Genomic DNA, 12,032 nt, shown 5'->3' on the forward strand with positions numbered 1-12,032 from the left:
CACTAGCAGCCTTCGATAAAATCAATCATTTGGTGCAACGATCCTGGTTTGGTCACAATCAGTACGGTGGAACCAGGTTCGAGTACGGTACTGCCATTGGGAATCTTCAAGTCTTCATGAGGATGCGCTTGATAGCCAATAATTAACGATCCACGCGGAAAACGCAAATCTTGCGCGACTTCTGCAACGCTTTTCCCTGAAACATTACAGCGTTCTGGTATGGAAAGCTTTAAGACTTCGATTTGTCCTTGCTCAAAATGCATCATTGATTCGACTTGCGGATACTCAATTGCGTTTACCATTGTGGAAACCGCAAGTTCAACAGTACTGACAATGTGATTTGCTCCGACAAGGCGTAGTGGTTCGGCAAAATCACGATGGCGCATCCGCGTCAAAATGTGGGGAACTCCGTAGTGTTTGGCAAGCGTTACTAGTGCTAAATTCAACGCATCGTGTCTTAAAACGGCTGCTACTGAGTCGGCTTTGCGAATTCCGGCTTCTAATAAAACTTCGGTACTCACTGCGCTACCTTCAAACGCCATGACTCCTACTTGTTCGCGGGCATAACGACAAGCTGTAGGATCGATATCAATCACTGCAACAGTGTGTCCTAGTTCGATCAGTCTTTGTGCCAAACTCAAGCCCACGAGTCCTGCGCCACCAATGAGTACATACATTGCTTTTGTTTATAAGCTTCAGTTTTACTTTAGTGTATTCGCTTTGAGTTATGTATCTCGGTCAAAATCGCTATCTTAAATGGAGCAAGAGGACTCCCGCCACAACGAATTTTGGCGGTGGGATGGGCAGTTGTCTCAAGTCGGGAAACACAGCGTAGACACTGCCTTCATGAATTGCGACCCAATAAACAACATCGCGGAGCGATACATCTACACGATTGATCTAATTGTGTAGAAAAGCATAATATAAAGGAAAGTATTGAGGTCGAAATGCTTACCCTGACTTACGAGTACAAATTAATCCCAACGCAGCAGCAGGTTCTGGAAATTGAGAACATCCTAACCGTTTGCCGTAAAGTTTGGAATTTTGCCTTACGCGAAAGGAAGGACTGGGTTAACAGTCGTAAGTGTAGGATAGAGGCTTGTTCTTTGGAGCAAGAATACATAACACAACCGGATGTACCGTTCCCTAACTACCACATTCAAGCCAAAAATTTGACTGAAGCCAAGAAGGTTATCTCCGAATTGCAATTGGTTAATGCCCAAGTTTTACAACAAGTTCTCAGAACTTTGGATAGAGCTTGGGATGATATTTGGAAGAGAGGATTTGGCTTCCCTCGTTTCAAAAAACATTTTAGAATGAGGTATGAATGTTTTCCCACAACTTAAAGGGAAAATTGTTAAAGCAAATCGCCTAAAGCTTCCTCAATTAGGTTGGGTAAAATTTCATATTTCTAGACCGATTCCAGATGGGTTTAAGGTTAAACAAGCTAGGGTAGTTAGAAGGGCTTCTGGTTACTTTGTCATGCTGTCTTTGCAGCTAGATGTCAATGTACCTGAAGTACCTTACAGTGGTCATCCACTAGGTATCGATATCGGACTGGAAAGCTTCTTAGCTACCTCTGATTCTGAGCTAGTAGCTAGACCCAAATTCTTTAATCCACTTCATAGCAAGCTGGAATCGCTGCAAAGAAGATTGAAGCATTAAGAAACTAGGTTCTAATAACCGCCGCAAACTCAATCAGAAAATAGCAAGACTTCACCAACAGATATCAGATACTAGGAAGGATTTTCACTGGAAATTGGCTCATCATCTCTGTGACTCTTCGGGGGCAGTTTTTGTTGAAGACATTGATTTTAAAACTTGGGCTAAAGGTATGTTTGGTAAACATAACTTAGATGCAAGCTTTGGGCAGTTCTTCAATATTCTTAGCTTTGTTTGTTGGAAAAGAGGAGTGTTCTTTGCCAAAGTAAGTAAAGATTACACGTCACAAATTTGTCCTGAGTGTGGCACACTAACAGGGAAGAAAAAACTTTCCTCTCGTGAACATAATTGTCCTGAATGTGGGTACAAAACCCATCGAGATGTAGCAGCAGCTCAAGTAATTAGAAATCGCGGTATCCTTGCGGTCGGGCAGCCCGTAGGGTTAAAAATTGCTTCTGGAGACGTACTGACGGGGGCTTCGGTCTAGTTAAGTGTCTGTGAAAGAAGAATCTCCCGCAAAAGCGTGCAGACTTAGCGGTGAGAGTGTCAAACTAATACCGTTTGGAAGAAAGATGTGGGCTTGATGCGATCGCTAGTGAACTATTCACGAAGTCATCGGACAGCGCCCCGTCGTTGTACGGCGGGGTCTCTCTGACAATTTTTCAATCCAAAATGGTATACGGCTCGACTTAGTGAGTACAGTTAATGTGTTTAGTTCGCAAGCAGAAATTGAGCAGAAATATCGACGTATTCGCCGAGAACTCACCTTATCTGTCATTGGTCTTGGGGTTGTTCTCCTCGTTGGGACTCTCTGGTACTGGTTGATTGAAGGCTGGTCGTGGATCGATGCAGCATACATGACGGTGATTACGCTAGCAACCGTTGGTTATAGTGAAACTCGTCCGTTGGGCGATCGCGGTCGCTTGTTTACTGTAACTCTGATTATCATGGGAGTAATCAGTATCGGTTACATCGTTAATCGATTTACTGATGCTTTAGTTCAGGGCTATTTTCAAATTGGTTTTCAACTTCGGCAACAGCGACAATTGATAGATTCTTTATCGGATCACTATATTATCTGTGGCTTTGGACGTACTGGTCGGCAAATTGCTTTAGAGTTTGCGACTGAGGCGATTCCTTTTGTGACGGTTGACTCTGATCCTGAATCGGTGCAAGCCGCGCAGCAACTCGGTTATACCGTCGTTGAAGGTGATGCTACGCTTGATGAGGTTTTATTGAAGGTGGGTGTCGAACGTGCCACTTGTTTAGTTGCTGCTCTTCCTTCTGATGCTGAAAATCTTTATACCGTACTATCCGCAAAAGCACTGAACCCACAAATTCGGGCAATCGCTAGAGCTAGCACACAAGAAGCTCTACAAAAATTGCAACGTGCGGGTGCAGATGCAGTTGTTTCTCCCTATATTACAGGTGGTAGGCGCATGGCAGCCGCTGCTTTAAGACCACAAGTGATGGATTTTGTCGATGGAATTCTCACGGGTGCAGGTCGCGAATTATACATGGAAGAAGTCCGACTCGATCCTGATACTTGTCCGTGTATTGGTCAAAGTCTAGGTGCAGCCCGATTGCGATCGCAAACTGGAGCATTAGTTCTCGCCATTCGTCGCGATGATGGAACTTTAATTGGTGGTCCTACTGCTGATACGCAGTTGATGTCTGGAGATTTACTCATTTGTATGGGTACAGCAGAACAACTACGACGCCTCAATCAAATTCTTGGTCCAATTAATTCTAAGCCTCCCCGCCCACCAAAACACCTGTAAATGTATGGTGTTGTTAACAGTATCATCTGGGCGCTATTTCTACTTATTGGTCAATTAAGGTCTATTTCTTGATTAAACGCCCATTTTTTGTCGTGATTCCTTCTTTTGGCAGAAGTAGAGGAACGTAACCATAGTACATTAAATAATGTTACAACTTTGTCACTAACTCATCTCACTTCTACAAAAAGCTAATTATCAAGAATGCAACAAGCTGCTACCGACTGGTGGGTGGAAATAACGACACTTTCACCACGCTGTGTTTATTATTTTGGACCATTTGCAACAAAGGACGAAGCTAAAGCAGCTTACCCAGGATATGTGAAAGATCTCGATGGTGAAGGCGCAAAAGGAATTATTGTTGTGATTCAACGCTGTCAGCCTAAAGAACTGACGATATGTGAAGAAGATGAGAGGTAAAAACTTTATAACCACGGTTGGCGATCGCCCGTCAACACTCCGCTAAAATTTATGCCGTTTAATCGTAAATAAGCAATGCGATCCGAACCGTGAAGAACCATCGGTAAACGAGGCTCTTTTAACGCTCCGTAGTGCAATAATGTGAGTTTTAGAGTAGTTTCTACAACATTCTCAATTGATGTTTGATGTCCTTGTGGATGTATTCTCAAACGCAGCGGACGAGCTAAGCCCACACTAGAATGCACTTTGGTGGTGACGATAATTGCTTCATGTGATGAGAGTCGTAGGGCTAATCCTGGTATTGGTGCTGAGATTGTTTTATTTGTTTTATTAAAGTTATACAAACGAGGATTTCCAGACTTAAGACACTCTACCAAGATAAAGTTTGCACTGATCGCCTTAGCCCACTCAACTAAATTATGAACTTCTTGACCGCGAAATGGTCCATCGCGGTAAATTAAAATAGTTTTATTCCTGAGTTCAGCTACCGGAAGTAAACTTTCTAAAATTCGTCGTGGAATTTCTTCACCTTCAATCAAAGCGTCTTCTAATTGGTAGCGAATAAATTCACCTTGTCTGCCATAAAGACGAATACTAGCACAAGCATTCAATGTTCCTGGTAATTTTGCTTTAGAAACCCTCGATACATCCAACCCAATAATATAGTCTGCAATTTCTAATGGTTGGGCTAAAACAAAAGGTAAATTGCCTAATTTGCCGAGAATTCCTGGAATAACGGAGTTTAGTATATTTCTCGAATCAACACTTTCTAAAGTATCAGCGTAAACAAATTGGCTAGCAATTCCACGTCGCAATAATTGTGAGTATATTTGATAGTAAAGACTACCACTTTCATCACTATCAGCAGTGCGATCACTCTCTGGTAGAAATACTAAAACAATATCCGGTGGAACTATGATGAGTTCGTTGACAGCTTGTTCAACTTCTGATCTTAAACTAGCACCCGCCAATTTTTGAAGTTCTAAAGCTTTTTTATTAACAATATCACTAGCAAATTTATATTGTTTGAGACGTTGTTTAGTTTCCTCTAAAAAAGGATTTAATTTAAAATCACACAGCTTCAGTGCTGCAGTTCTAATACTTCTTGATTCATCGCTAAAATCATCGTGTCGGCGATAAACACCACCCTTAGATAATCCTTGAAGAATTTTGCCTCTTACTCCCGTAAATCCGTTACCAAAAAGCAATGGAGTTTCTTCGATCGGCGTTGCTGGTTGCCAAAATAAATTGGGATACTCTCTACTGTTAATACTACGCTCTAGTTGAAAACCATAAGCATTTAAAGTATCTTGAGCAATTTGCTTATAGGAGCTTAATAAGTTTTGTCGCTCTTGATTAGAGACTTTTGTTTTTTTAAGTAACTCTCCATAATCGACTTGAAATTGACCTGCGGTTTCAGCCGTGACGCAGGGACGTAGTGCAGCTAACGGATAGCGAAATTGCTTTTTGTTTTTACCAAATTGCACTGCAACTACAGGTTGATCTGCTGATACTTCTTCTAGCTTTCGTTTACTAATTGAACCTTGAACTAATGCTAATAGTTCTTCTCGTTGTTCTCCCACAGTTCCAGTAATACCAAGAATATTACAAGTATTACCATGCTCGATTTCTTTAACTTTAAGTCCAACTAAAGTTTGTTCGGGTTCGTGTCTATATGGATGATTGTTAAAGAAATCTGCTAAATCACATTTAGGCACAATACTACTACGAATCGTTAAGGTCATTGCTGGTAGTGTTGCTGATAACCATTCAACTGTTTCAGCCCAAAACTTTACTTCTCGAATAACTTCTACTAAATTTTGTGAAAATACAGTAATAGAGGATAAAGAACGATTTATTTTTAATATCTGTACAGCAAGTTGCGCCAGAATGAGAGGCGTTGGTGATGGCTGACGTACCCACTGAATTGAATAGCAGCGATCGCCAATATCGTTATGCAACTCATCTTGAATTTCTGCTAGTGCGTTTCGCCATTCATTTTGGTTAGGTAGTTGTTTGATTGCTCCAACTATCCAAAAATGTCCTTCTTGCCATATAGCGACAACTTTGGGGAACTTTAAACTAAAACGAAAAGCAAATCTATTGCCTAATTCCCGCTCTATTTCTGGTATTAATCGAAAACACATCAAGTTCTGATTTGATACACTTAGCGGTAAAATTTCACTTAAAAATGTTTCAGTTTGGGAAACAGTAGCTGTCATGCAGTAACCTCAATCTTAGAAAAACTGCAAACTGATTTAAATTGACAATATTGACACTGAATACCAGGATTTGGTGGAAAAATTTGGTTAAAAGCTTCGATATTTCTCCTATATCGCTGGAGGTCATGCTGATGTTTCTTAGCAATTTGCGCGATCTCGGTTTGAACTGCTTTTAATTGAGACACTGTTGCTGAAATTGGCTTTGACCATTTGCCAGTTTCTAAGTTATAAAACGAGGCAATAGCCGGTAGTTTTGGATATAGATAACTAACTGCTAATAGATAAACAAATCCTTGTCGGAGATCAAAGTCTGTTTTACCCGTTTTAAAATCTAAAATGTATAAAATATCATCTTCTGTAAAAATACAATCAATTGCTGCATATAAATTGAATAAATAATTACCTTGTTGAATTTGAATTGGTTGGGGAAATCCTTCATCACCGCGTGTGAGATGAATGATATGTTTATCCTTGAGAATAGGATTCTCTTGATATTTTCTCAAAATCAAGCGCACGCGTTCTTGGACTTCCTCTTTTTCTTGATTCAATTGCAAAGTTTCGGCGATTGTTTGCACTGCATTGCTGCAATTCAACATCGAATGGTCTTGATGAAACTCGTATACTCCTCTTTGTGCTAAATGACCAATTCGCTGAGGAATGTTATCTTGCTTTAATATTTGTGCGATCGCTGTTTCTTTTCCACGTGCTTTAGTGAAACCTCGTTTCATGTCGCAATGCCAGTTTTCTTGTCCAACAGCTGGTGCAAATAGTGACCACAAGTTATAACTGGCGAAAGGAAGCCACGTCATGTGTATTGTTAACAGTTACATTGATTTTTTTAACGCAAAAAATAATAACTCAATATTGATTTTTTCGTCAAGAACGAATATGATATGTAAATTACGTAAAAGTAAAAAACGTGTTTCAAAGCTTTGGTCAGATGCTTTGCCGAGTGCATAAAAATAAGAAATACACTCACTGTGAGATAGGATTGGTATTAGATTTCACATACTTGCCTAAATTAGAGAGCGATCGCTGGCACAGAAATGAGATTTAAACGCAGAAGAATTAATTTTTTTAGCAAGGCGGATTCCATAGCATGATGAAGATCTTCTCAAGCAATGCCTGCTTTTCGGCGAAGGCAAGAGAACCCATTTGCTCAGAAAGTCTTCCGCGCTGCGCCATTAGATAGCGAGGAGTATTGATGTCTACACCAATTGAACGCTGACAAGCTTTTAGAATGAAGAATGTAAATAGATACTAATCTTAACTTGCGTTTCTTTTATGGAGGTAAGCGGACTCGAACCGCTGACATCCTGCTTGCAAAGCAGGCGCTCTACCAACTGAGCTATACCCCCGATTTGAGAAGTGGCTTGATTGATTTGCCTTTGCTATTCTAACCTATAGATTCAAATTAAATCAAGTACTTTGTTGAGCAAATTTCGACAATTGTCAGAACGATGACCCAAATTGTTGCAACGTTTTATAAGTTTGTCAGTTTACCAGACGCGGCGGAAATACAAGAACCTTTGCTGTCTTATTGCTTAGCACATCATGTCAAGGGAACAATTCTGCTTGCACCGGAAGGAATTAACGGTACAATTGCCGCTACACGCGATCGCATTGATGCAGTTTTAGCGTTTCTTTGCGCCGATCCTCGTTTTACCGATTTAGAGTATAAAGAATCTACGGCAGATTCTCCACCCTTCGAGCGCATGAAGGTACGCCTCAAAAAAGAAATTGTGACGCTAGGCGTGCCAGAAGTCGACCCCAACGAGCAAGCAGGAACTTATATATCTCCTCAAGAATGGAATGCTTTAATTAGCGATCCTGAGGTGACTGTGATTGATACCCGCAACGATTACGAAGTAGATATTGGTAGTTTTAAAGGTGCGCAAAATCCGCAGACGCGATCGTTTCGCGAATTTCCTGAATACGTTAATCAAAACCTCGATCCGAGCAAGCACAAAAAAGTTGCCATGTTTTGTACAGGTGGTATTCGCTGCGAAAAAGCTTCTTCTTTTTTATTAACCCAAGGTTTCGCTGAAGTTTATCACCTCAAAGGCGGTATTCTGAAATATTTAGAGGAAGTTCCAGCCGCAGAGAGTTTGTGGGAAGGCGAGTGTTTTGTCTTTGACGAACGAGTTGCAGTAGTTCACGATTTAGAACTGGGAACGCATGACATGTGTCGTAGCTGTGGACATCCGATTTCTGAAGCTGATAAAGCATCGACACAGTATGAAGAAGGGATTTCTTGTCCTTACTGTTTTGCGGATCTCACTGAAGAAAAACGCAAGCGTCAGCAAGAAAAACAAAAACAGATTGAGTTAGCTAAGAGTAAAACTAATGTTATTTCCTCAGATTGAAGTGATTAGTAATTAGTGGCTAGTTACTAGTTGCAATGACTTAATATATAGTCTGGCTATTTTTATCGAATATGATATGAGAGCGTTTCCAAGCTAAAGTCAATCCATCACCAATTGGAATTAAGCTGATAGCAACTCGCGAATCTTGATGCAGTTTTTGATTGAAAGCGCGAATTTTATTCGTTCGATTATCCTGAACTTGAGGATCGGCAACTCTTCCTGACCACAATACATTATCAACCGCAATTAACCCACCAGGGCGAATTAATTGCAATGCTAGCTCATAATAAGTGTCGTAGTTGCTTTTATCGGCATCAATCAAGGCAAAATCAAAGCTATTGGCTGCACCTGTTGCAAGTAATTGTGTCAGGGTATCCTGGGCAGGCGCAATATGCAACTCAATCTTATCAGCAACACCAGCTTGGTTCCACCAATGACGCGCGATACTGGTATATTCCTCGCTAATATCACACGCCACAACTTTACCTGTAGGCGGTAAGGCTAATGCTACAGCAAGTGCACTATAGCCAGTAAACACGCCGATATCAAGGGTTTTTTGAGCTTGCATTAGTTGCACAAGTAACGCGATAAATTGTCCTTGTTCTGGTGCAATTTGCATATTACCCATAGGATGCTTGGCAGTTTCTTGTCGCAGTTGAGTTAATACTTCTGCTTCGTTTAAAGAAACCGATCGCATATAGTTGTAAAGCTGTTCGTCAAGTTGCAGCGTTTGAACACCCATTTTGCTTGTACTTAAAGACAATAATAAAAAGGGGCTAGTTGATTGGTAGCGATCGTCGGATTTCTACTAGCTCCTGATTTTGTGATTTTGACGATCCTGAATTTTAAAATGAGTTTAATCGAGCTTGAGAGCATTGACTGGTACTTCATCCCAAGAATTAACTGTGCGGATGCGCGCGATCCAACCTGCTGCTTTTTGCGTGTCAGTCAAATTACGCTCGTAGGAAACATGACAATCGTTTGCTTGCTCTTCGTTAGCACAAGCAATACAAGCATGAATCATACCTGATGGATCGATTTGCTCATTTACCCAGATTTTCATCAGATAGCTCCTCCACTTGGAAAATCAATGATTAAAACCTGCTCATTGTATAGCTTACTGCCTTGCAAAGTTATGAATTATAAATTTTAAATTATGAATCGGTATTTGCAATTGAGGCGATCGCCTCTCCAGTGACGCGACAAATGCGCCAATCTGGTAAAATTGATGCTCCCATCCGGCGATAAAATGCGATCGCTGGTTCATTCCAATCCAAAACACTCCACTCTAGTCGTCCACAACCTCGCTTTACAGCTATTTGTGCTAAATACTTAATCAAAGCTTTGCCTATACCTTGACGTCGATATTCCGGCATTATAAATAAGTCTTCTAGATAGATTCCAGGCTGAGTTAGAAAAGTTGAGTAATTGTGAAAGAACAACGCAAAGCCCACTGCTTGCTCTCGTATTTCGGCGATAATAGCTTCTACATACGGTTGGTCACTAAACAGGTGTTCTTGCAACGCTTCAGCGCTACCTGTCACAGCATGAGATAGTTTTTCATATTCAGCGAGTGCTTGAATTAAATAAAACAGCTCTGGTACATCGTCTGGAGTTGCAGGACGTAACGTTAGTTCAGAATTTATCACGCTTTAGCTTCTCAGGGTAAAAAACCGAATTATTTAACAATGTGTCAAGACAAGTGGTTAGCTTTGAGCCAAACACATATAAAAAAATAGAGCAGTTAATTAACTACTCTCAAACACTCACTATACTACTTTCTCTAGCACAGCATGAACTAGCTAAGTACTTCTAAAACAACCACCCTTTCAAGCGTTTGGCAATTTGAGGGCGACGCAGTTTCCGCATTGCTTTACTTTGGATTTGGCGTACTCTTTCGCGTGAAAGATTAAATATACTGCCTACTTCTTCTAAAGTACATGGTTCACTTGTAATCAAACCGTAGCGTAGCGAAATGACATCTTTTTCTCTAGGAGTTAAAACATCTCCTAAAACATCCCAAATCTCCTGACGCATCATAGTTTCGCTCATCTGTTGCTCTGGAGATTGACTGTCTTCGTCTTCCAACAAATCTACTAGTTCAGTGTCTTCCTCTTTACCAACTCGATGATTTAAAGAAAGTGATTTACGTCGTAATTGTAGTAGCTGGCGTAAATGCTCTGCTGAAATTTCTAGAACTTGAGCTAATTCTACTTCCGAAGGGTTGCGTTGGAGTTGTTGTTTAAGTTCTCTTTGTGCTTTTTTAAGCTTATTTAATTTTTCTACAATGTGAATTGGCAATCGAATTGTCCGTGCATCATTAGCGATCGCTCTTGTAATTGCTTGTCTAATCCACCAATATGCATAAGTTGAAAACTTGTATCCTTTATCAGGATCAAATTTTTCAGCTGCTCGGTTTAATCCCATTGCGCCTTCTTGAATTAAATCTAGGAAAGGCAAACCTCGATTTAAATATCGCTTAGCAATCGATACTACTAATCTTAGATTAGAGCGAATCATCTTTCGCTTTGCCACACGTCCTTGATAAAGACGATATTCTAACTGTCGCTCCGAAATTCCTAGCAAATTTGCAATTTCTACTTTACTTGGCTTGCGATTTATTTCTGCTTGCAGACGTTGCTGCATTTCTTCAAACTCTACGATAAACTTTACTCGCCTTGCTAGTTCTACTTCTTCATCTGGTTTTAGCAGAGGGTAACGTGCCATTTCTTTAAAAAAGGCACCTACAGCATCATCAGATTTTGTTTTCTGATATCCTGAAGGTTTTGCTACAGCTAGCTCATCTTTGTCTTCTATTTCTATTTGATCTATTGGTGCTATGTCTGGTACTACTGCTAAATTTTCTGGAGTTGGTTCTTCTAAATCAGCACCGTTAATATCACTATCTTTTGCTGTTGTTAATAAGGAATCGATTGCGTCTAATTCAGCAATATTCATACTTTATATTAGTTTCAGGACTGACAGATGATTGGCTTGCTAAGTTTTGCTGTTTTGCTTTTTTAGTTAAAGAGGAAATATGCCTAAAATTTTGTTTGTTTTACGTTGAGTATTTCATGTCTATTCAATATTTTTTCCTCTTTAATTACTTCATACTGATTTTTTCATAGCTGGTGTTGCTTTTTATTTTTGGTAGTAATAAATCCTTTTATTTATGTTAACAAATTAAATTTATGTTGGCAGAATTAAGTAAGTTAAAATAATAAAACTAATATTTGCTTACTCTCTAGCTTATTTGTTTAAGCTCTGAATATGTACTCGAATTCAAATTTTGCTACTCTAGGCTGACAAAGGTAACTTTTTTGCAGCCTTCGCGTGAGATACTTAAGTTATAAATCTTTGTTAACTTATTGAGAATTTATTGAGGTATTCTCCACCATGAAGCAAGGATCTCATATTCTGTGATTGTTTGTTGTCTATCAATAGGGAGAAAATGCTGTGTAGAACACCTATGTTGCAAGAGTGAGACTAGGTATACTAAATAACAAAAAAACTTAGCATAATATTATGAGTGTACTAGGCTACACAAAGATGCTGATTCAATGAATCAGTACCAATACAGTCAA

At 39.9% G+C, this 12,032-nt stretch carries 10 protein-coding genes, 1 tRNA gene and 1 pseudogene; 4 read left to right on the forward strand and 8 right to left on the reverse strand.

Annotated features, from left to right (window positions below; translation table 11 throughout):
- Positions 1-2: 2 nt before the first annotated feature.
- On the reverse strand, positions 3-677 hold the full coding sequence (locus CSQ79_RS10570) for a potassium channel family protein (RefSeq protein ID WP_099701145.1): 675 nt from the start codon (positions 675-677) through the stop codon (positions 3-5).
- Between the two features lie 270 nt (positions 678-947).
- Between CSQ79_RS10570 and CSQ79_RS10575 the strand changes: the two are divergent.
- From CSQ79_RS10575 to CSQ79_RS10585, 3 genes and pseudogenes are all read left to right on the forward strand, one after another.
- Positions 948-2,149 (forward strand): annotated as a pseudogene (locus tag CSQ79_RS10575) (RNA-guided endonuclease InsQ/TnpB family protein).
- Positions 2,150-2,390: 241 nt separating this feature from the next.
- Positions 2,391-3,443 carry a potassium channel family protein gene (locus CSQ79_RS10580; RefSeq protein WP_099701351.1) on the forward strand — a complete coding sequence of 351 codons (1,053 nt, stop codon included), beginning with the start codon at positions 2,391-2,393 and terminating at the stop codon, positions 3,441-3,443.
- A 201-nt stretch (positions 3,444-3,644) separates the two neighbouring features.
- Positions 3,645-3,860, forward strand: coding sequence for a DUF1816 domain-containing protein (locus tag CSQ79_RS10585; RefSeq protein ID WP_099701146.1), 216 nt, complete (start codon positions 3,645-3,647; stop codon positions 3,858-3,860).
- 5 nt (positions 3,861-3,865) lie between these two features.
- Here the strand turns inward: CSQ79_RS10585 and CSQ79_RS10590 are convergent, their stop codons facing one another.
- The 3 genes from CSQ79_RS10590 to CSQ79_RS10605 form a co-directional block, all read right to left on the reverse strand.
- Positions 3,866-6,082: a Piwi domain-containing protein gene (locus CSQ79_RS10590; protein WP_099701147.1), complete on the reverse strand. Its 2,217-nt coding sequence runs from the start codon at positions 6,080-6,082 to the stop codon at positions 3,866-3,868.
- Positions 6,079-6,891: a PD-(D/E)XK nuclease family protein gene (locus tag CSQ79_RS10595; protein WP_099701148.1), complete on the reverse strand. Its 813-nt coding sequence runs from the start codon at positions 6,889-6,891 to the stop codon at positions 6,079-6,081. The genes CSQ79_RS10590 and CSQ79_RS10595 overlap by 4 nt, the downstream gene beginning before the upstream one ends.
- 476 nt (positions 6,892-7,367) lie before the next feature.
- A tRNA-Ala gene (locus CSQ79_RS10605) sits at positions 7,368-7,440 on the reverse strand.
- Between the two features lie 102 nt (positions 7,441-7,542).
- Here CSQ79_RS10605 and trhO point away from each other — a divergent pair.
- Entirely contained in the window at positions 7,543-8,448 is a 906-nt protein-coding gene (gene trhO / locus CSQ79_RS10610; protein ID WP_099701149.1) for an oxygen-dependent tRNA uridine(34) hydroxylase TrhO, read from the forward strand.
- Between the two features lie 40 nt (positions 8,449-8,488).
- Here trhO and CSQ79_RS10615 read toward each other — a convergent pair whose 3' ends face one another.
- The 4 genes from CSQ79_RS10615 to CSQ79_RS10630 all read right to left on the reverse strand — a co-directional run bounded on the left by CSQ79_RS10615 (position 8,489) and on the right by CSQ79_RS10630 (position 11,406).
- Positions 8,489-9,190 carry a class I SAM-dependent methyltransferase gene (locus tag CSQ79_RS10615; RefSeq protein ID WP_099701150.1) on the reverse strand — a complete coding sequence of 234 codons (702 nt, stop codon included), beginning with the start codon at positions 9,188-9,190 and terminating at the stop codon, positions 8,489-8,491.
- A gap of 114 nt (positions 9,191-9,304) precedes the next feature.
- On the reverse strand, positions 9,305-9,511 hold the full coding sequence (locus tag CSQ79_RS10620) for a glycogen debranching protein (protein WP_099701151.1): 207 nt from the start codon (positions 9,509-9,511) through the stop codon (positions 9,305-9,307).
- A gap of 91 nt (positions 9,512-9,602) precedes the next feature.
- Complete coding sequence (locus CSQ79_RS10625) at positions 9,603-10,094, reverse strand: GNAT family N-acetyltransferase (RefSeq protein ID WP_099701352.1); 492 nt, start codon at positions 10,092-10,094, stop codon at positions 9,603-9,605.
- Positions 10,095-10,260: 166 nt separating this feature from the next.
- Positions 10,261-11,406 carry an RpoD/SigA family RNA polymerase sigma factor gene (locus tag CSQ79_RS10630; protein WP_099701152.1) on the reverse strand — a complete coding sequence of 382 codons (1,146 nt, stop codon included), beginning with the start codon at positions 11,404-11,406 and terminating at the stop codon, positions 10,261-10,263.
- Positions 11,407-12,032 lie beyond the last annotated feature (626 nt).

It is taken from the genome of Gloeocapsopsis sp. IPPAS B-1203 (assembly GCF_002749975.1).
GTDB lineage: Bacteria > Cyanobacteriota > Cyanobacteriia > Cyanobacteriales > Chroococcidiopsidaceae > Gloeocapsopsis.